Below are 19,743 nucleotides of genomic sequence, written 5' to 3'. Positions count from 1 at the left end.
TGCCAAGGAAGGTGAGCCTGAGGAGGGACATGGCGGCTGGGTCAGGAGAGGGTACGCGGGCGCGAGCGTGGCGGCCATTTATCAGGTTGCGACGCCCCCGTGCTTCCCCGACTGACTCCGGGTGCGCTATGCAGCCGCGCTCTTGTCCCATGCCTGACTCCCTGACTGTCGCTCCCACCTCGGATCCGCGGCGCGTGCGCGCGCCGGATGGCACCCTCCTCACTCCGCCCGTCGGCTGGGCGCTGTTGCCTCCTGGTGATGCGGGGCTCACCCGCCGCGTGAAGGCCGCCGGGCCTACCTGGACAGTGGTGGAGAAGAAGGGCCGCAAGACGTTCTCCCGGGGCGTCTGGGCCCCCGAGGCTCACATCACCGCCGCCCGGGCGGAGCTCGAGGTGGAGCGCGCCACTCCCGCCTATGCGAAGCGCCGCGCCTCGGATCAGGCCCGCCGCGAGCGCGAGCAGGCCGAGTACGAGGTGGACTTCGCCAACGCCGTGCTGCGCTTCCTCGCCTTCGCGCCCACCTTCACCGCGCACGCCAAGCGGCTGGCCGTGGTGGTGACGGCGCACGCGGCCCCCGTGGGCAGCGGCACCGTGGCGCGCACCGAGCGCATCCCCGTGGAGCGCCGCGCCGAGGCCGCGGTGATCGCCTGGCTGCGCCACCAGACCACCCGCTTTGACGACCTGCGCATTGCCCGGGTGAAGGGCGCCCGCCGCGAGGTGCGCCGCGAGCTGGCCGAGGTCTCCCGCGCGCTGCTGGACGCGCACCGCCGCGACACGCCCCACACCCCCACCCCCTGCCCGCTGTGCTCGGCCCTCGAGAACCTCCCGAAGCCGGGATGACGGCCCCTCTCTTTTCGCGGGGTTATGCGCCGCCTCGGGGGCTGGGCTGGACTGTCCGATAAGCCTGACCCGTGGGTCACTGACCCGTGATTCAGAAATTCCTGGCCCATTCCTGACTGGCGGGTTAGTGACGGGCCCGCCATGCCGCGCCCTGCTGATCCGAATGCCCGAGCCTCGCTGATCTCCGCCGCCCGGGCGGAGTTCGTGAAGAAGGGCCTGCGCGGGGCTCGCATCGAGGACATCACCGCCGCGTGCGGCCTGTCCAAGGGCGCCTTCTACCTGCACTTCTCCTCCAAGGAGGCGCTGTTCGGCGAGGTGGTGGGCACGGTGAAGGAGCGGCTCGACGTGCTCGGCCAGGAGCGCTTGGAGCAGATGGAGCGCTTCTACGCCGAGCACGGCCACCTGAACGCGAAGGAGCTCGCCTCGCGCTCCGAGCGCTATGAGCGGCTGGTGCAGCTGGAGACGGAGCTGGATCTGCGCGCGCTCGAGCTGATGTGGGACTACCGCGACGTGATGCACGTGCTGCTGCGCGGCAGCCAGGGCACGGACTTCGAGTCCCTGTTCTCGGTGATGGTGGACGCGGAGGTGGAGCGCGTCGCCACGGACTTCCGGCGGCTGAGCGGCTCGAAGGCCAGCCGCGCGGATGTGTCCCCGACGCTGTTCGGCACCGTCATCGTCGGCGCCTACTCGCTGCTGGTCCAGCAGATGAGCCGCATGCGGGAGAAGCCGGACCTGGCCAGCTGGGCGAGCGATCTCCAGAGGATCTTCCGTGAGGGCGTGATGGGCCGGGATTCGGAGCCTGCTCCGGTGCGCCTGCCTCGCGCCGTGTCTTCTCGTACTTCCCCGCGCCAGGGTTCGGCCCGGGCCCCCACTCGCCGCACTCCGAGGAAACCATGAAGCCCACCAGGACGCCGTCCGTTGCTCGCGTGCTCGCCGCCACCGGGGTGCTGGCCGCGTCGCTCTGGCTGTCCGCCTGCGAGAAGGCGGATGCCGCCGCGGCTCCGGCTCCGGCCGCCTCCACCGCGCCCGTGCCGGTGGTGAAGCTCATCGAGTCCCGCACCACGCAGGCCACGCCGAGCGAGGAGGTGACGGGCTCGCTCTACCCGGCCCAGGCGCTCCAGGTGGGCTTCGAGGTGGGAGGCCGGCTGGAGTCGGTGCTGGTGAAGAAGGGGCAGCTGGTGAAGAAGGGCCAGGTCATCGCCACGCTGAACCCGGAGATCTCCGATGCCCAGGTGGCGCAGGCGGAGGCCGCGGTGGCCGCCGCCGAGGCCGGTGCCGCCATGGCCGAGGACGTGGCCGGCCGCAACGCGAAGCTCCAGGAGCAGGGTGGCGTGAGCGATCTGCAGAACCGCACGGCCGCCACCACCTCGCAGCAGGCGAAGGCGCAGCTGCTGGCCGCGCAGGCGCAGCTCGCGCAGGCCCGAGCCGCCCGCCGCCGCCACGAGCTGAAGGCGCCCTTCGCCGGCACCGTCATCGACGCGCCGGATCAGACGGGCGCCACGGTGGCCCCGGGCGTGCCGCTCTTCACCCTGGAGGCGCTGGACACGCTCATCCTCAAGACGACGGTGGCGCAGTCGGCGCGCGCCAACCTCAAGCCGGGCAGCAAGGTGCGCGTGGAGGCCATCGGTGGCTCCTCCTCCACGGACGCGGCGGTGGTGAGCGTCATCCTGCCCTCGGCGGATCCGGCCACCCGGCGCATCCCCGTGGAGATCGCCGTGCCCAACTCGGAGGGCCGCTTCGTGGCGCACACGCTGGCGCGGGCGGTGCTGTCCATGGGCGAGCAGCAGGACATGCAGGTGCTCCCGTCCTCGGCGCTGTCCTCGGCCAATGGGGACCATGTCTTCGTGGTGGCGCCCTCGGGCCAGGCGCACCGGGTGGACGTGCAGGTCATCGAGCGCCGGGCCCAAGAGGTGGTGGTGAAGGCCGCCACGGCGCTGAACAAGGTCATCGACTACCCCACGGCGGGCGTACAGGACGGAACCCAGGTCTCCGTGAAGTAGGCCACCTCCCTCTGTCTCCTCGCAGCTCCGCGAGCCTCCCATGTTCCTGAGTGACGTCTCCATTCGCAGGCCGGTGTTCACGGCCATGATGTCCTTGTGCCTCATCGTCCTGGGGGTGATGGGGCTCAAGCGCCTGGGTACGGACCTGTACCCGGACGTGTCCTTCCCCTTCGTCATGGTCAACACCGTGTACCGCGGCGCGGGCCCGGGCGAGATCGAGACCCAGGTCATCAAGCCCATCGAGGACTCGGTGGCCGGCATCAGCGGCGTGGACAAGATCCACTCCTGGAGCCGCGAGAACCTGGGCACGGTGGCGGTGCAGTTCACGCTGGCCACGGACCTGAACGCCGCGGTGCAGGAGGTGCGCGACAAGGTGGCCAACGTGGCCAACAAGCTGCCCAACGACGCGGACGCGCCGGTGGTGAGCCGCGTGGACATCTCGGCCACGCCCATCCTCACCTACGCGGTGTCCGCGCAGATGTCCTCGCAGGCGCTGCGCAAGCTCATCGATGACCGCATCAAACCGGCGCTGGCGCAGCTGGAGGGCGCGGCCGAGGTGCGCGTCACGGGCGGCGACGTGCGGGAGATCCAGGTGGACATCGACCTGGACAAGGCCCGGGCGGTGGGCGTGGCGCCGGTGGAGATTTCCCAGCGCATTGGCGCGGAGAACCTGAACCTGCCGGCGGGCCGGTTGCAGCTGGGGCCCAACGAGCTGACGGTGCGCTCGCTCGGGCAGTTCCGGAGCGTGGACGAGCTGCGGGCGATGCCGGTGGCCAAGAGCCGCACGGGCGCGCAGGTGCGGCTGGATGAGATCGCCACGGTGACGGACGGGGTGACGGAGCGCCGCACCACGGCGCGGCTCAACAGCAACGACGCGGTCATCCTGGAGGTGGTGAAGCAGCCGGGCTCCAACACGGTGAAGGTGAGCGATCTGGTGAAGAAGAAGCTGGCGGAGCTGTCGCCCTCCATGGGCCATGGCTTCAAGGCGACGCTGCTCATCGATCAGTCGGAGCTCATCCGCGAGAACGCGAAGGAGGTGTGGATCGCCCTCATCTTCGGCGGCGCGATGGCGGTGCTCATCATCCTGATGTTCCTGCTGGACGTGCGCGGCACGTTCATCTCGTCGCTGGCGCTGCCCACGTCGGTGGTGGGCACGTTCTTCGTGATGTACGTGCTGGGGTACACGCTGAACCAGATGACGCTGCTGGCGCTGTCGCTGGCCATCGGCCTGCTCATCGACGACGCGGTGGTGGTGCGCGAGGCGATTACGCACCGGCTGGAGCTGGGCGAGGCCCCCATGTCCGCGGCGGCCAACGGCACCAAGGACGTGGGCCTGGCGGTGCTGGCGACGACGCTCTCGCTGGTGGCGGTGTTCATCCCGGTGGCCTTCATGCCGGGCATCGTGGGCCAGTTCTTCCGGCAGTTCGGCGTCACCATCTCGGTGGCGGTGATCGTCTCGCTGTTCATCTCCTTCACGCTGGACCCGATGCTGTCGGCGCGGCTGGCCAAGGCGCGCAAGCCGGGCGAGGTGCACCAGGAGAACGCGGTGGCCAGGAGCATCCGCGGAGCGCTGGACGGCACCGAGCGCGTCTACGAGGGCATCCTGCGCTGGGTGCTGGCTCACAAGTGGGCGACGGTGGGCATCACGGTGCTGGTGATGGCGGGCTCGTTTGGCGCGGCCAGCCGGTTGGGGGCGGAGTTCATCCCGGCGGAGGACCGCTCGCAGTTCCTGGTGGACCTGCAGCTGCCGGACTCGGCGAGCCTGGCGGAGACGGAGGCCCGCACCGCGCAGGCCGAGGCGCTCATCAAGGGCATCCCCGAGGTGCTGGACATCTACAGCATCGTGGGCCTCAACGGGGATGTGAACAAGTCACGGCTGCGCGTGCTCACGCAGCCGAAGGTGTCGCGCCAGCGGGGCATCCAGGCCATCAAGGAGCAGGCGCGCGGGCTGCTCGGTCCGGCGCTGGTGGCCACCCAGGTGAACCTGGCGGATCCGCCGACCATCGAGGGCTTGGGAGACTGGTACCCCATCATGGTGCGTGTCACCGGGCCGGAGCTGTCGCACGTGAACGCGGAGGCCGAGCGCGTGGCGCAGATCCTTCGAGACATCCCCGGCACGGCGGACATCCGCGTGGAGTCCAACCCGCCCAAGCCCGAGCTGCAGATCCAGATTGATCGGGCGCGCTCGACGGACGTGGATCTGAGCGCGGCGATGCTGGCGACGCAGCTGCGGCTGGCCATTGGCGGCGACGTGGCGGCCAAGCTGCGCGAGGGCAAGGACGAGACGGACATCCGCGTGCGGCTGGCGGAGAAGGACCGGGCCACGCCGGAGAAGGTGCGGCGGCTCGAGGTGTACACGCCGCGAGGCCTGCGGCCGGTGACGGATGTGGCGGACGTGGACCTGAAGGACGGCCCGAGCGTCATCGAGCATGAGAACCGCGAGCGGCAGATCGCCATCTACGCGCAGCTCGACAAGGGCGCGGCGCTGGGAGACATCGCCACGCAGCTCCGGGCGAAGGTGGCGGAGAAGCCGCTGCAGGCGGGGTACACGATTGTCTACGACGGGCAGATGAAGAACCTGGACGAGCAGAACGAGGCGTTCAGCGCCGCGTTCGGTCTGGCCTTCGTCTTCATCTACATGGTGCTCGCCAGCCAGTTCGAGTCGTTCAAGCACCCGTTCACCATCATGGTGTCGCTGCCGCTGGCGCTGGTGGGCGCGCTGCTGGGGCTGGTGGTGACGAACCACCACCTGTCGCTGGGAGCGATGATCGGCGTCATCCTGCTGATGGGACTGGTGACGAAGAACGCCATCCTGCTGGTGGACGGGGCGCTGCAGCACCTGCGCGCCGGAGACAGCGTGGACGAGGCGCTGCTGAAGGCGGGCCCACGCCGCCTGCGCCCCATCCTGATGACGAGCGCGGCCATGGCCATTGGCATGGTGCCCACGGCGGTAGGCACGGGGCTGGGCGCGGAGTTCCGCGCGCCCATGGCCATCGCGGTCATCGGCGGCGTCATCACCTCCACCTTCCTCACGCTGCTGGTGGTGCCGGTGGTGTTCGCGGGCATGGAGTGGGTGGGATTCTTCCGGACGAAGAAGAAGCCGGAGGTGGGCGCCGTGCCGGCAGCCTTCCCGCCCGCTCAGGAGGCGGGGGGAGACCGGGCCGCGTGACATTCGAGCGCGGGGAGTGGCTCCGCGCTGGGATTGCCTTGCTCGCGGGGCGAGGGTTGGTCCGCCTGAGCTTCACCGTGTGTAGTGCGGCGTCATCGCCTCCAGGATCGAGTTGAACAGCCGCTGTCCGTCCGGCGTGTCCGGGCACAGCCCGCCCCACACGAGCGTGGTGCGCTCGGCGATGGGCTGGAAGTACATCTTCCCCCGCATCCGCACCGGCTCGTAGCTCTCGCGCTGGCTCGACAGGTAGCGCTCCTCCGGCACGCCGAACACCGCGTAGTACGTCAGGTCCGGAGCCACCGCGTCCTTCATCCGGTGCAGGCCGCTCGGGACGATGCAGGCGATCTCGGCCGTGTGCCAGGCCCCCTCCTTGTCGCTCTTCACGTCCTCCACCCGGAAGCACATCCTCGAGGGCGGACAGCCCAGGCACCCCGCCGTGAGGAAGTTGTAGTCCAGCCACGGCACCTCGAGCAGCTCGTCCAGGTTCGGCCGCCCGTCGCTGCGAAAGCCCCACGGGCTCCCATCCAGCTTGTGCGAGCGCACCCCGTAGGCCCCGTAGAAGACGTTGTACCAAGGGCTGCCCGGGTCGAAGTAGCTGGAGCAGCTCGCGCTCTCGGGGAAGTCTCCCATGGTGAAGATCACCATCAAGTCGAACAGCCGTTTGAGCTCCTCGGACCGGAAGGGCTCGTGCGCCACCGCGCCGATGGAGCCCGGCAGCGTGGGCACCCGCGGAGCAATGCCTGCCTCCGAGAGGAAGTCCTTCTGGCCAGGCAGCGGCGTGGCTCGCATGGCCAGCGCCGCCAGTTCTCGGTGAAGACCCATGAGATTGCTCCATGCAAGGAGGCTCGGGAGTAGACTACTCCCATGCAGGAGAAGCTGGTCTTTGATCAGGCCCTGGAGGGGTTGTTCGTCCGTGGCCTCGAGGGCCAGATCACCCCCTCGTTGAGGCTTCACCTGCGGGAAGCCGGCGTGGACCTGGATCGCAAGCTCCTGCCCGCCTATTCCTTCGAGACGTGGTGCGGCTGTGTGAGCCTGGCCGCGCGCGAGCTGTACTCCGGCGCTCCCGAGGAGCAGGCCTACCACGCCCTCGGCGAGCGGATGGCGGATGGCTACCGGAGCACCATGATGGGACGCGCGCTCTTCAGTGTCCTCCAGCTCCTGGGGCCTCAGCGCGTGCTGACCCGGGTGCAGCAGAGCTTTCGTTCAGGCAACAACTACACCGAGGCCCGTCTGCAGGAGCTGACCCCCGTCCACCTGGAGCTGTGGGTGAACGAGGCGGGCCCGACCCGCTACCTGGTACAGGGCGCCATCCTGGCGGGCCTGCGCGGCTGTGGAGTCGACGGGGCGCGGGTGGAGGTGCACGGCTTCACCCCCGAGGATGTGACGTTCCACGTCCTGTGGAAGGCGGCCTGAGCCGGCGCGGCCCGCCCCACCTGGTGGGTTGGAGGCTGGCAGTCCGTGCGGCAGGCAACGGGGCATCAACTCTTCGGGACCCACCCGAGGGCTCGGTGATAAGCACGGCTGGACTGTTCTAGAGAGCCAGGCCTATCGCCATGTCCCGCATCCTCAACATCCGCGGTGCTCCCGCCCTCTCGCCGTTCCGCCAGGACAAGCTGCTCGCCCTCTGCCGCGAGCGGGTGCCCGAGGTGGCGTCCCTCTACGCGGAGCTCATGCACTTCATCGAGCCCTCGGAGCCCCTCTCCGACAGCGAGAAGGCAGTCCTCTTCCAGTTGTTGGATTACGGCCCGCGCATCCCCGTGGGCGGGTGGGTTGGGAGCCGGCTCGTGGTCATGCCTCGCCCCGGCACCCTCTCTCCCTGGTCGAGCAAGGCCACGGACATCGCGCACAACTGCGGGCTCGTCCGGATACGGCGCATGGAGCGGGGCACGGTCTTCTTCGTGGGGGACAAGGACGGGCTCCCGCTGTCGGCCGAGCAGCTGGATCGGCTCGTGCCGGTGCTGCATGACCGGATGACGCAGGTGGTGGTGAAGCGGATCGACGACGCGGAGGTGCTCTTCGCCGGGCACACGCCTCGGCCGCTCTCCACGGTGGACGTGCTGGGCGGAGGCCGGGCGGCGCTGGTGGCGGCCAACCGGGAGCTGGGGCTGGCGCTGGCCGAGGATGAGATCGACTACCTGAGCGCGCGCTTCGCCGAGCTGAAGCGCAACCCCACGGACGTCGAGCTGATGATGTTCGCGCAGGCCAACAGCGAGCACTGCCGGCACAAGATCTTCAACGCGAGCTGGACGGTGGACGGCGCTCCGCGCGAGCGCTCGCTGTTCCAGGCCATCAAGAACACCCACGCGGTGAACAGCGAGGGCGTGCTGTCGGCGTACAAGGACAACGCGGCGGTCATCCAGGGCTTCGAGGCCGAGCGCTTCTTCCCGGACGCGGAGAGCGGCGAGTGGCGCTCCCGCCGCGAGCCCACGCACATCTTGATGAAGGTGGAGACGCACAACCACCCGACGGCCATCTCACCGTATCCGGGCTCCGCCACGGGAGCGGGCGGGGAGCTCCGCGACGAGGGAGCCACGGGCCGCGGCGCCAAGCCCAAGGCGGGGCTCACGGGCTTCTCCGTCTCGCACCTGCGCATCCCCGGCTACGAGCGGCCCTGGGAGCGCGCCTACGGCAAGCCCGAGCGCATCGTCTCCGCGCTGGACATCATGCTGGAGGCGCCCATCGGCGGGGCGGCGTACAACAACGAGTTCGGCCGGCCCAACCTGTGCGGCTACTTCCGCAGCTTCGAGGCGCAGGTGCCCACGCCCGAGGGCGTGGAGGTGCGCGGCTACCACAAGCCCATCATGATCGCTGGAGGCCTGGGCAACGTCCGCGCCGCGCACGTGCAGAAGGGCAAGCTGCGGCCCGGGGACAAGATCCTCGTGCTGGGCGGACCGGCGATGCTCATTGGCCTGGGCGGCGGCGCGGCCTCCTCGCTGGCGCAGGGCGCGAGCGCGGCGGACCTCGACTTCGCCTCGGTGCAGCGGGACAACGCGGAGATGGAGCGGCGCTGCCAGGAGGTCATCGACCGCTGCTGGGCGATGGGAGAGACCAACCCCATCCGCTCCATCCACGACGTGGGCGCGGGCGGGCTCTCCAACGCGGTGCCGGAGCTGATCCACGACAACGGCCTGGGCGGCTACTTCGAGCTGCGAGCCGTCCCCAACGCCGAGCCCGGCATGTCGCCGATGGAGATCTGGTGCAACGAGGCGCAGGAGCGCTACGTGCTCGCGGTGGCGCCGGAGGACCTGGAGCGCTTCGCCGCGCTGTGCGAGCGGGAGCGCGCGCCCTACGCGGTGCTGGGCGAGGCCACCGCCGACCCGACGCTGAAGGTGGGGGACTGGCACTTCGGCAACACGCCGATCGATCTCCCGATGGACGTGCTGTTCGGCAAGTCGCCGCGCATGCACCGGGACGTGAAGTCGCGGCCGCTCACGCACGGCTCGCTGAAGCTGGACGGCGCGGAGCTGGGGGACATGGTGACGCGGGTGCTGGGGCACCCGACGGTGGCGGACAAGTCCTTCCTCATCACCATCGGGGACCGGACGGTGTCGGGCCAGACGAGCCGTGACCAGCTGGTGGGCCCGTGGCAGGTGCCAGTGGCGGACTGCGCGGTGACGCTGACGACCATCACCAGCGACACGGGCGAGGCCATGGCCATGGGCGAGCGGACGCCGCTGGCGCTGATCAACGCGGCGGCCTCGGCGCGGATGGCGGTGGGCGAGGCGGTGACGAACATCGCCTCGGCGCGGATTGGCAAGCTGTCGGACGTGAAGCTGTCGGCCAACTGGATGGCGGCGGCGGGCAGCCCGGGCGAGGACGCCAACCTCTACGCCGCGGTGCACGCGGTGGGCATGGAGCTGTGCCCGGCGCTGGGCCTCACCATCCCGGTGGGCAAGGACTCCATGTCCATGCGGACGGTGTGGGAGGAGCACGGCCAGCGCAAGGCGGTGACGGCGCCGCTGTCGCTCATCGTCTCGGCGTTCGCGCCGGTGCTCGACGTGCGCCAGTCGCTGACGCCGCAGCTCCGCGAGCTGAGCGAGGACACGCGGCTGCTCTTCGTGGATCTGGCCCAGGGCCGGCAGCGGCTGGGCGGCTCGGTGCTGGCGCAGGTCTATGAGCAGGTCGGCGCCGAGTGCCCGGATGTGGAGGACCCAGCGCTGCTGCGCGGCTTCTTCGCGGCCATCCAGGAGCTGAACGCGGCGGGGCGGGTGCTGGCGTATCACGACCGCTCGGACGGTGGCCTCCTGGCGACGCTGTGCGAGATGGCCTTCGCCGGCCACTGCGGGCTGGACGTGGACCTGACGGCGCTCGGGAAGGAGCCCCTGGCGGCGCTCTTCAACGAGGAGCTGGGCGCGGTGCTGCAGGTGCGCGCGGCGGACCTGGGGCGCGTGCGCGAGGTGCTGGCGCGGCACGGATTGGGCGCATATGCCCAGGAGCTGGGACGGCCTCGGGCGGAGCTGGAGGTGCGCCTGCGCCACGGTGAGCAGGCGCTGCTCGAGGTGCAGACGATGGCGCTGCGCCAGCACTGGTCCCGCGTCAGCTACGAGATGCAGAAGCTGAGGGACAACCCGCGCTGCGCGGAGGAGGAGTACGCCGCCAAGTGTGACGCGTCGGATCCCGGCCTCTCGCCGCGGCTCACGTTCGATCCCAAGGAGGACGTGGCGGCGCCGTACATCGCCAAGGGCGCGAGGCCCCGAGTGGCGGTGCTGCGCGAGCAAGGCGTGAACAGCCAGATGGAGGCGGCGGCGGCCTTCACTCGCGCGGGCTTCACGGCCGTGGACGTGCACATGAGCGACCTGCTCGCCGGGCGCGTGTCGCTGAAGGACTTCGCGGGCGTGCTGGCCTGCGGAGGTTTCTCCTACGGCGACGTGCTGGGCGCGGGCGGGGGCTGGGCGAAGTCCATCCTCTTCAACGCTCGGGCGAGGGATGAGTTCGCGGCCTTCTTCTCGCGCCCGGACAGCTTCGGCCTGGGCATCTGCAACGGCTGCCAGATGATGTCGCAGCTCAAGGACATCATCCCGGGCGCGGAGCACTTCCCGCGCTTCGTGCGCAACGCCTCGGAGCAGTTCGAGGCCCGGCTGTCGCTGATTGAAGTAGCGGAGAGCCCCTCGCTCTTCTTCCAGGGGATGGCGGGCAGCCGGATGCTCATCGCCGTCTCCCACGGCGAGGGACGCGCGGAGTTCCCGAGCGCCGAGGAAGCCGAGCGGGTGAACGGGCTCGGGCTGGTGACGGCGCGCTTCGTGGACAACCATGGGCAGGTGACGGAGCGCTATCCGGCGAACCCGAACGGCTCACCGTTCGGCATGTGCGGGCTGACGACAAAGGACGGCCGCTTCACGCTGATGATGCCGCACCCGGAGCGCGTGCACCGGACCGTGCAGCACTCGTGGCGTCCGAGCGAGTGGGGCGAGGACGGCCCATGGATGCGGCTGTTCCGCAACGCCCGGGTGTCTCTGGGCTGAGGGGATTGAGCCAACCCACCCCAGGCAACCGGGTGCGGCATCCGGGTGGGGAGGGACTCGAGGCTGGCCGCCGGTGGCGCATGGCATGAACCGGTCTGACTGTCAGACAGGTTTCGCGAGACCCTGCCCGGCACGGCTCCTCCGCACGGAGGGCGAGAGGTTATGCCCGGTGGCTGCTCTCGCCCGTCACCACCGCCGAGCCGATCAGGTGCGCCAGCCGCAACGGCTCCGGCACGAGCCCGCGATCCGTGACACGCGCGAGCGCCTCGGCCACCTCGGGGGGCTCCGCGCCTTGCACCTGGAAGGTGAAGCCTCCGAGCTGATGAATGGGGCCTGCCTTCTTGATCAGCGCCAGCCGTCGCTCCGGGCGCGGGAGCCGCCGCAAGGCCTGCTCCACCGCGCTCAGGTCCGGCATCCGCCGCATCACCGCCACGCACGGGCGCCTCAGCTGGGCCGCCAGCGCGGGCAGGTCCACCACGTTGAAGCCCCCGAAGGCGATTCCATCCAGCAGCACCAGGTGGATCTGCGGCAGGAACTTGCCGCCCTCGAGCAGCCGGCACACCTCCTGCGTCGCGGTCCACCCGTCCTTGCGCACGCGCCCCCAGACGAGCCCCTCGAAGCGCGTGCCGCTGCACACCACCCCCACCACCGGCACCCGGGCGCCGGGGCGGCGCTGGAAGGGGCCATCGTCAAAGCCAATCACTCGGGGCAGGCGGGGCAGACGCATGAGGATCCTCGGGTGGGCCCAAAAAGACGGAAGCCCGACCTCCTGGGGAGAGGACGGGCTCCGAGAACATCACCTGGGATTGGATCTCAGGCCGCGCGGACGTTCTGCGCCTGCATGCCCTTGGGGCCGCGGGTGACCTCGAAACTCACCCTCTGGCCCTCGGCCAGGGTGCGGAAGCCATCCATGTTGATCGCGGAGTGATGGACGAACACGTCCTCGCCGCCGCCATCCTGGGTGATGAAACCGAAGCCCTTCGCGTCGTTGAACCACTTCACAGTACCAGTCGCCATGAACCTTCTTCTTTCGTTGCGAGGCGGTCTCTGCCGCCCTTTCTCTTGCCCTGAAGGGCAAGCCCTGACCTAGTCCGACTTCTCAAGAAAGTCGAGAGAGAACCGACAAGAACTCCCAGGGGTGTGAGCGCCGGGCCAGCCCCAAAGCAAAGCGGCAGGGCCCCCGGAGGCACCCTGCCGCTCATGACAGCTCAGAGAGGCGCGGAGGCTAGACGGCCTTCGCGGGCTCCTTGGCGGTCTCGCTGCGCATCGGCGTCTCGATGCGCATGCCGTAGAACGACCGGTACACGAACACGAGCGAGAGCAGGAAGAACACGGCGGCCAGCACGTGCGTGAGCATGGCGTTGCCCGACTTGACCAGCTCCACCGACAGCTCCACCGCGAGCAGGCCGAACAGGGTGGTGAACTTGATGACCGGGTTGAGCGCCACGGACGAGGTGTCCTTGAACGGGTCGCCCACCGTGTCGCCCACCACCGTGGCCGCGTGCAGCTCGGTGCCCTTGGCGCGCAGCTCCGTCTCCACCAGCTTCTTCGCGTTGTCCCACGCGCCACCCGCGTTCGCCATGAACACGGCCTGGTACAGGCCGAAGATGGCGATGGAGATCAGGTAGCCCACGAAGAAGTACGGCTCGGCGCAGGCGAACGCCAGGGTGCTGAAGAACACGCCCAGGAAGATGTTGAGCATGCCCTTCTGCGCGTACTGGGTGCAGATCTCCACCACGCGCTTGGAGTCCGTGACGCTCGCCTTCTCCACGCCCTCCAGCTTGATGTTGGCCTTGATGAACTCCACCGCGCGGTAGGCGCCCGTGGACACCGCCTGCATCGAGGCGCCCGAGAACCAGTAGATGACCGCGCCGCCGGTGACGAGGCCCAGCAGGAACGGGGCGTGCAGCAGCGACAGGTTGCCCAGGCCCGAGGTCTGCAGCGACAGCATGCCGTTGCGCGTCTCGGTGCCCACCAGCAGCACGATGATGGAGAAGATCATCGTCGTGGCGCCCACCACCGCGGTGCCGATCAGCACCGGCTTGGCCGTGGCCTTGAAGGTGTTGCCCGCGCCGTCGTTCTCCTCCAGGTACTCCTTGCCCTTCTCGAAGTCCGGCGTGAAGCCGAAGTCCTTCTGGACCTCCGCCTTCACGTTGGGCACGTTCTCGATCAGCGACAGCTCGTACACGCTCTGCGCGTTGTCCGTCACCGGGCCGTAGCTGTCCACCGCGATGGTGACCGGGCCCATGCCCAGGAAGCCGAACGCCACCAGGCCGAAGGCGAACACCGCCGGGGCCAGCATCAGGCTCTCGGGCACGTAGGTGCTCACCCCGAAGGCGATGGCCATCAGGCCCGCGATGATGATGCCCATCCAGTACGCGGAGAAGTTACCGGCCACCAGGCCGGAGATGACGTTGAGGCTGGCCCCGCCCTCGCGGCTGGCCGTCACCACCTCGCGCACGTGGCGGCTCTCGGTGGAGGTGAAGGCCTTGATGGCCTCGGGGATGATGGCGCCCGCCAGCGTGCCGCAGGTGATGATGAGCGACAGCTTCCACCACAGGGTGTCGTCACCCGCCAGGTCCGGGATGAGCAGCTTGCTGACCACGAAGGTGAGCACCAGGGACACGCCCGAGGTCAGCCACACCAGGAACGTCAGCGGGTGCTCGAAGTTCATCTTGTCGGCGTTCTTGTACTTGCCGCCCTGGATCACCTCGTTGACGAAGTAGGACAGCAGGCTGGCCACCACCATGACGATGCGCATGGTGAAGATCCACACCAGCAGCTGCACCCGGTAGCCCGCCGGCACCGCCAGCAGGATGAAGGTGATGAGCGCCACGCCCGTCACGCCGTAGGTCTCGAAGCCGTCCGCGGAGGGGCCCACGCTGTCGCCCGCGTTGTCGCCCGTGCAGTCGGCGATCACGCCCGGGTTGCGCGCGTCGTCTTCCTTGATCTTGAAGACGATCTTCATCAGGTCCGAGCCGATGTCCGCGATCTTCGTGAAGATACCGCCCGCGATACGCAGCACGCTGGCGCCCAGCGACTCGCCGATGGCGAAGCCGATGAAGCACGGGCCGGCGTAGGTGGAGGGTACGAAGAGCAGGATGATGAGCATCAGCAGCAGCTCGGTGCTGATCAGCACCATGCCGATGGACATACCGGCCTGCAGCGGGATGGCGTAGGTGGGGTAGGGCTTGCCGCGCAGAGAGGCGAACGCGGTGCGGCTGTTGGCGAAGGTGTTCACGCGGATGCCGAACCAGGCCACGCCGTAGCTGCCCGCGATGCCGATGAGGCTGAAGATGAGGATGGCGATCAGCTTGAGCGGGGCCTCGCTCAGCATGTGCTGCAGGATGCCGAAGTAGCCAACCATCACCACCAGCAGCAGGCCCCACAGGGCGATGATGAACTTGCCCTGGGTGATGAGGTACGTCTTGCAGGTCTCGTAGATGAGCTCGGAGATCTCCAGCATCGACTTGTGCACGGGCAGGTTCTTGAGCTGGCCGTACTGGAGGAAGCCGAACACGAGGCCGATCACGCACACCACGATGCCGCCCAGCAGCAGCTGGTGGCCGGTGAGGGCGCCATTGAGGAACGACTGGGAAGAGAAGTCAGGGAGGATGAGGTCCGCCTCGCTGGCGCGAGCGGTGCTACCAGCCAGGATCGCCAGGAGTCCGAAGACCCGGGCGGCCGTGCCGGTGACGCCCCTGCGAAGGGCCTCCATCCGTGAAACGGTGGGTGTCATGGGGGTGCAACTCCTCAAGAGACTCGTCTGTGGCGCGTGGCCCACACGGGCGCCGCGTGCCGGGAATGAACAGGAGAATGTCGAGGGGTTGGCCGCCAGCGAGCGGGGTCACCGCGCGCCGACGCTTCAGCACAGCCTCGCCCTTCGGGGCCTGAAGAGCCCAGAAGGCGGCGGCCCCTTAACATGGGCGAGGTGTGAAAGTCGAATTCAACTGTAAGGCACCATCCACTGAAGGCCTGGACGAGTGCCTGGAAGCCCTTGAATTCTCAGGGCCGGACTGCGCGTGCTCCACGGTCGAAGGGCAGGGGCCCTCCCCCGAGGTCCATCGGTCTCCCCCAGGCCGCCACCAGGAGGACGTCCCCGTTGCGAGCCACGGCCGCACGTAACGCCTGGCTGTCCCCCAGCACCAGCGCTCGCGACTGCTCCGTAGCTCCACGCCCTCACCGGCCGACCACCCGGCTCCGCCCCACCATCCCCATCCCCGCCCGCCGCCCCCACCACACCCTGACCGACCCCTGCCCTTCGAACCGCACCCAGCCCTTGTGCAAAGGCGCGGCCAGGGCCGCCAGCAGAGGGATCCCTCGGAAAGACGCGGGCATGGGAGGTGGGAGGGGGATCCACACCGGGCTCGGCGCCCGTAAAAAACTCTGGGATCCGCCGGCACCCGGGGGGCCTGGGGGAAAAAAGAACGCGCCCGCCTGGGATGCGAGCATCCCCCCGGTGGGCGCGTGGGGGCGGCCAGTGGCTCGCCCCAAGGTGCGACTGTGGACTAGAGCACCTTGACCTGGATCTCCTTGAGCGTCTGGTCGCCGCGCATGACGCTGATGGTCCAGTTGCCCGGCTTGTTCAGCCGCACGCCGGTCCACTGGCGGGCGCGCCAGCCGTCGCCCTTGACCTTGACGTCCTTGGTCTCGCGCACGGTGGTGCCCTGCTTCACCTGCACCGCGAGATCCTCGATGGAGTCGTTCTGCGGCACCAGGTAGGACTGCCACAGCATCACGTTGGCGTTGGCCTTCACGCCGGCGGCCGGATCCACCTCGGCGGTGCACTCGAACTTGTTCGGGCCTTCCTTGCCCACCTCGGTGCAGAGCTTGGCCTCGACGAGGATCGGCCCCTGGCCCTGGCCCTTGTAGAAGTAGTTCCAGGTGTCGCGCACGGCGTCGGCGCTCGGCTTGGTCACCGCCGCGCCCGCGGGAGCCGCCGTGTTCGGAGCCGCGTTCGGGGCCGCATTCTGGGCCAGCGCCACAGGCGACAAGGTCAGCGCCGCGAACAGCACACTCCGGGTCAGCATCTTCTTCATGTGAAAGAATCCCCTCCGTTGAGAGCCGGGCGGATGCCGGCTCGCGGCAGCGTCTAGCACGAAACACTTCCGGGAGCAGGCCTCTGGCAGCCGAGCAGCCGTCGCCGGCAGGCCCGCGCGTGCGGGCATGGAGGTGGGTCTGCTCGGGAAGACGCCATCACCGCACTCGCCTCCCGGGGGCCCCGGCGCATCCTGAATAAGGATCTGCCAGACTCGTCCTCCAGACATGATCCGATCGCTCGTCATGCTCGCAGCGCTTGGAGTCTTCACGGCTCTCCCCACGCAGGCTCAGGCCGCGGGGGCCGCTCCGAGGAGAGCGGCTCATTCTGCCACCCACGCCGCGCCGAGCGTGGGAGCTCGCATCGCCGCGCGGGCCCGCCAGCTGATCGGCGTCCAGGATCTCCACGCGCTGGATTCGTCGGTGCCGGATGACTGCACGGGGCTGGTGCGCCTGGCCTATGAGGGCGCGGGGATCAACCTCATGGACGGCAGTGGGGTGAGCCACGGCGACAACGGGGTGATGATCCTCTACCGCAGGGCGCGCAGCCTGGGCGCGCTGCACACGCGCCCCAAGCCGGGAGACATCGTCTTCTTCCGCGAGACGTACGATCGCAACCGGGATGGGCTGCGCAACGATGGGCTGACGCACGTGGGCATCGTGGAGCAGGTGACGCCCGGCGGCGAGCTCACCATCGTCCACCGCGGGAGCAAGGGCGTGGCCCGCACGCACATGAACCTGAAGCGCCCCACGGTCCACCGCGAGAAGCACAGCGCAGACGTGGTGAACGACTACCTGCGGAGAGCCTCGGGCGAGCAGCGTGCCTATCTGACGGGAGAGCTCTTCGCGGGGTTCGCGTCCCCCGAGCCCTGGGCCCGGGTCGCCCGGCGCGCCCGGCCGCTGCGGTAGGCTCCCCGTACCTCCGGGCACCTATCCGCCCCGAGGAGCGGAGACAATTCGGGTTTACCTCAAGTGCATCGGCTCGCGTTTGCCGCTCAAGTGAGCCCGTGGCTCGGGCTGTCAGCCGGGGCTGGCATGAACTGGGCCGATGAGGTGCTCATGAGCTGTACCGCCGTCTCCGCGAACCGCGCCCTGGGCGTGCTTGCCGCCCTGTGGATGGGGGTGGCGGCGAAGGGGTTGAAGCCGGACACGCGGGCGGGCGCGGAGTCCGAGCTGGCCCTCGGGGGTGCTCGACAGGCGGCCCGAGGCGCGATAGCCGGGGGACATGTACCACCTGCTCAAGCTTGGCCCCGTGCAGCTCTCTCAGGACAGCACCAATGTGTACCTGAGGGTGACGCCCACCGGCGAGTTCTCATCGCCTGTCTTCGATCGCGATGACCTGGGCGGCGTGCAGGCGCTGCTCGAAGGGGTGGACCCCGAGACCGTGAGCTGCGAGCCCGCCCTGGCCCCCGTGGCGCAGAGCCTGGGCCTGCGAGTGGAGCCTCCGCCGCAGGAGGTGCTCTCGGCGCGCGCCTCCATCGGCACCTTCATGGCGTGGGAGCAGCGCGGGGTGGCCGGGCTCGGAGCGGACAAGGCGCTGCTCTTCGTCCAGGCCGGCACCGAGTTCTGGGAGGCCCGGCCCTGGTCCCACTGGGATGACTCCCAGCCCTTCCACGTCTCCATCTCCGGCCCGCTCACGCGCACCTACGAGGGCAGCATCTTCGGCGGAGAGGACGGCGGCGAGGGGCTCGCCCTCTACGAGCAGACCGGCGCGCTCAAGACGTTGATGGACCTGCAGGGGCGCGGCCGGAGCGAGGCCGCCACCCGGCTGCCCGCCATCGGCGTCACCCTGGACAACCGGCCCTCGTACGCGGTGGACGCGCTCGCCGCCGCGGGCCGCGCGCCTCGGCTGCCGCTGCCGCTCAAGACGGGGCCCTCGGGCCTCTCCATGCCCTCGCCCCTGGAGGCGCTGGTGCTGGTGGCCACCTTGCGCGCCGTGGCGCGCTTGGATCCGGGCCGGCGTGAGGCCCTCAGCACCGTGGTGTCCGGCACCGAGCAGATGGCGGTGCGGGTGCTCGCCCCGCAGCCACGCCTGCGCAATTGACGCTTGCATGCAGGGCAAACCAGCCAGCTTGGCTGGGTGTACCGGTTTCACTCAAGGTACGAGGGGGAGGAGGGAACGTTACATACCGGACGCTAGGGGGTTCGGACTGTTCCCTACCCACCAGCCGTGCGTGACCGCGGCACTAGCGCGTCAACTCGGAATCATCGAGAACTCGGCACCGCTCAGTATTCCCATGTCCACGGCAAGGGAACGCTTCTTTGACCGCCGTGGGCCAGCCAGGGGCTTGAATGCGCACCCAGAAGACCGTTGAACCTCGGAAACCTTCTCCCAAGGTCCCCAAGACTTCGGAGGTGTCTTCCGACACGCTTGATGCACGCCAGCTGCTCCGCATCCTCTCGGCCGTCCAGCGAGGCGACTTCACGGTCCGGATGCCGGTGGACACGGTGGGCATCGCGGGCAAGGTCGCCGACACGCTCAACGACATCATCGATCTCAACGAGCGCATGGCCAAGGAGTTCGAGCGCATCGGGAACATGGTCGGTAAGGAGGGCCGTATCACCCAGCGTGCGACCCTGGCCGGCTCGGTGGGCTCGTGGGCCGACTGCGTCGAGTCGGTGAACACGCTGGTGGCGGATCTGATCCAGCCGACCTCGGAGATGGGCCGCGTGATCGGCGCGGTGGCCAAGGGCGACCTGTCGCAGACAATGGCGCTCGAGGTGGACGGCCGTCCGCTCAAGGGAGAGTTCCTGCGCACGGCCCGGCTGGTGAACGGCATGGTGGAGCAGCTCGGCTCGTTCGCCTCGGAAGTGACGCGCGTGGCGCGCGAGGTGGGCACGGAAGGAAAGCTGGGCGGCCAGGCCAAGGTGAAGGGCGTGGCCGGTACGTGGAAGGACCTCACGGACAACGTGAACTCGATGGCGTCCAACCTGACGTCTCAGGTGCGCAACATCGCGGAAGTGACCACGGCGGTGGCTCGCGGTGACTTGTCCAAGAAGATCACCGTGGACGTGCGCGGCGAGATCCTGGAGCTGAAGAACACCATCAATACGATGGTGGACCAGCTGTCTTCGTTCGCCTCGGAAGTGACCCGTGTGGCGCGCGAGGTGGGTACGGAAGGAAAGCTGGGCGGCCAGGCCTTCGTGAAGGGTGTCGGTGGTACGTGGAAGGACCTCACCGACAACGTGAACTCGATGGCGTCCAACCTGACGTCTCAGGTGCGCAACATCGCCGA

General features: G+C 69.1%; 14 protein-coding genes. 9 read left to right on the top strand and 5 right to left on the bottom strand.

The annotated features are described in order from the left end of the window. Positions 1–149 precede the first annotated feature (149 nt). The 4 genes from ACJ8AT_RS04825 to ACJ8AT_RS04810 all read left to right on the top strand — a co-directional run bounded on the left by ACJ8AT_RS04825 (position 150) and on the right by ACJ8AT_RS04810 (position 6,008). Positions 150–839, top strand: coding sequence for a DUF2293 domain-containing protein (locus ACJ8AT_RS04825; RefSeq protein ID WP_407736367.1), 690 nt, complete (start codon positions 150–152; stop codon positions 837–839). 141 nt (positions 840–980) lie between these two features. After that, positions 981–1,736 (top strand): helix-turn-helix domain-containing protein, encoded by a 756-nt coding sequence (locus tag ACJ8AT_RS04820; protein WP_407736366.1) that lies wholly within the window; start codon positions 981–983, stop codon positions 1,734–1,736. Continuing rightward, positions 1,733–2,839 carry an efflux RND transporter periplasmic adaptor subunit gene (locus ACJ8AT_RS04815; RefSeq protein WP_407736365.1) on the top strand — a complete coding sequence of 369 codons (1,107 nt, stop codon included), beginning with the start codon at positions 1,733–1,735 and terminating at the stop codon, positions 2,837–2,839. The genes ACJ8AT_RS04820 and ACJ8AT_RS04815 overlap by 4 nt, the downstream gene beginning before the upstream one ends. A 40-nt stretch (positions 2,840–2,879) precedes the next feature. Next, positions 2,880–6,008 carry an efflux RND transporter permease subunit gene (locus ACJ8AT_RS04810; RefSeq protein ID WP_407736364.1) on the top strand — a complete coding sequence of 1,043 codons (3,129 nt, stop codon included), beginning with the start codon at positions 2,880–2,882 and terminating at the stop codon, positions 6,006–6,008. Between the two features lie 72 nt (positions 6,009–6,080). On the opposite strand, the gene ACJ8AT_RS04805 is transcribed toward ACJ8AT_RS04810, so the two are convergent. Then, positions 6,081–6,830: a hypothetical protein gene (locus ACJ8AT_RS04805; protein WP_407736363.1), complete on the bottom strand. Its 750-nt coding sequence runs from the start codon at positions 6,828–6,830 to the stop codon at positions 6,081–6,083. Positions 6,831–6,872: 42 nt separating this feature from the next. Between ACJ8AT_RS04805 and ACJ8AT_RS04800 the strand changes: the two genes are divergently transcribed. Next, positions 6,873–7,421, top strand: a complete 549-nt coding sequence (locus tag ACJ8AT_RS04800; protein ID WP_407736362.1) for a DUF2378 family protein — start codon at positions 6,873–6,875, stop codon at positions 7,419–7,421. Between the two features lie 140 nt (positions 7,422–7,561). After that, positions 7,562–11,470, top strand: coding sequence for a phosphoribosylformylglycinamidine synthase (gene purL / locus ACJ8AT_RS04795; RefSeq protein ID WP_407736361.1), 3,909 nt, complete (start codon positions 7,562–7,564; stop codon positions 11,468–11,470). Between the two features lie 160 nt (positions 11,471–11,630). On the opposite strand, the gene ACJ8AT_RS04790 is transcribed toward purL, so the two are convergent. The 4 genes from ACJ8AT_RS04790 to ACJ8AT_RS04775 all read right to left on the bottom strand — a co-directional run bounded on the left by ACJ8AT_RS04790 (position 11,631) and on the right by ACJ8AT_RS04775 (position 16,509). Then, the gene (locus tag ACJ8AT_RS04790) at positions 11,631–12,197 is read right to left on the bottom strand and encodes a DUF99 family protein (RefSeq protein ID WP_407736360.1); all 567 of its coding nucleotides are present in this window, start codon (positions 12,195–12,197) and stop codon (positions 11,631–11,633) included. 86 nt (positions 12,198–12,283) lie between these two features. Beyond that, positions 12,284–12,487: a cold-shock protein gene (locus ACJ8AT_RS04785; RefSeq protein WP_407736359.1), complete on the bottom strand. Its 204-nt coding sequence runs from the start codon at positions 12,485–12,487 to the stop codon at positions 12,284–12,286. A 208-nt stretch (positions 12,488–12,695) separates the two neighbouring features. Further along, positions 12,696–15,209 carry a sodium-translocating pyrophosphatase gene (locus tag ACJ8AT_RS04780; RefSeq protein WP_407736358.1) on the bottom strand — a complete coding sequence of 838 codons (2,514 nt, stop codon included), beginning with the start codon at positions 15,207–15,209 and terminating at the stop codon, positions 12,696–12,698. Positions 15,210–15,978: 769 nt separating this feature from the next. Then, positions 15,979–16,509: a hypothetical protein gene (locus ACJ8AT_RS04775; RefSeq protein ID WP_407736357.1), complete on the bottom strand. Its 531-nt coding sequence runs from the start codon at positions 16,507–16,509 to the stop codon at positions 15,979–15,981. Positions 16,510–16,858: 349 nt separating this feature from the next. Here ACJ8AT_RS04775 and ACJ8AT_RS04770 point away from each other — a divergent pair, with 349 nt between their 5' ends. From ACJ8AT_RS04770 to ACJ8AT_RS04760, 3 genes are all read left to right on the top strand, one after another. Next, the gene (locus ACJ8AT_RS04770; protein WP_407736356.1) at positions 16,859–17,416 is read left to right on the top strand and encodes a CHAP domain-containing protein; all 558 of its coding nucleotides are present in this window, start codon (positions 16,859–16,861) and stop codon (positions 17,414–17,416) included. Between the two features lie 343 nt (positions 17,417–17,759). After that, positions 17,760–18,551, top strand: a complete 792-nt coding sequence (locus ACJ8AT_RS04765) for a hypothetical protein (RefSeq protein ID WP_407736355.1) — start codon at positions 17,760–17,762, stop codon at positions 18,549–18,551. A 248-nt stretch (positions 18,552–18,799) separates the two neighbouring features. Then, a partial coding sequence (locus ACJ8AT_RS04760) for a HAMP domain-containing protein (RefSeq protein ID WP_407736354.1) occupies positions 18,800–19,743 on the top strand: 944 nt, incomplete at its 3' end.

The organism is Hyalangium sp. (assembly GCF_045802625.1).
GTDB lineage: Bacteria > Myxococcota > Myxococcia > Myxococcales > Myxococcaceae > Hyalangium.
Note: the sequence above shows the minus strand (reverse complement) of the source record. Positions and strands in the feature narration are given on the sequence as shown.

What these genes read in the sequence shown, in the direction of transcription:
- ACJ8AT_RS04825 (WP_407736367.1), top strand. Translation starts at nt 150, where the DNA reads ATGCCTGACTCCCTGACTGTCGCTCCCACCTCGGATCCGCGGCGCGTG.
- ACJ8AT_RS04815 (WP_407736365.1), top strand. Translation starts at nt 1,733, where the DNA reads ATGAAGCCCACCAGGACGCCGTCCGTTGCTCGCGTGCTCGCCGCCACC.
- ACJ8AT_RS04775 (WP_407736357.1), bottom strand. Translation starts at nt 16,509, where the DNA reads ATGAAGAAGATGCTGACCCGGAGTGTGCTGTTCGCGGCGCTGACCTTG.
- ACJ8AT_RS04800 (WP_407736362.1), top strand. Translation starts at nt 6,873, where the DNA reads ATGCAGGAGAAGCTGGTCTTTGATCAGGCCCTGGAGGGGTTGTTCGTC.
- ACJ8AT_RS04780 (WP_407736358.1), bottom strand. Translation starts at nt 15,209, where the DNA reads ATGACACCCACCGTTTCACGGATGGAGGCCCTTCGCAGGGGCGTCACC.
- ACJ8AT_RS04785 (WP_407736359.1), bottom strand. Translation starts at nt 12,487, where the DNA reads ATGGCGACTGGTACTGTGAAGTGGTTCAACGACGCGAAGGGCTTCGGT.
- ACJ8AT_RS04790 (WP_407736360.1), bottom strand. Translation starts at nt 12,197, where the DNA reads ATGCGTCTGCCCCGCCTGCCCCGAGTGATTGGCTTTGACGATGGCCCC.
- ACJ8AT_RS04820 (WP_407736366.1), top strand. Translation starts at nt 981, where the DNA reads ATGCCGCGCCCTGCTGATCCGAATGCCCGAGCCTCGCTGATCTCCGCC.
- purL (WP_407736361.1), top strand. Translation starts at nt 7,562, where the DNA reads ATGTCCCGCATCCTCAACATCCGCGGTGCTCCCGCCCTCTCGCCGTTC.
- ACJ8AT_RS04805 (WP_407736363.1), bottom strand. Translation starts at nt 6,830, where the DNA reads ATGGGTCTTCACCGAGAACTGGCGGCGCTGGCCATGCGAGCCACGCCG.
- ACJ8AT_RS04810 (WP_407736364.1), top strand. Translation starts at nt 2,880, where the DNA reads ATGTTCCTGAGTGACGTCTCCATTCGCAGGCCGGTGTTCACGGCCATG.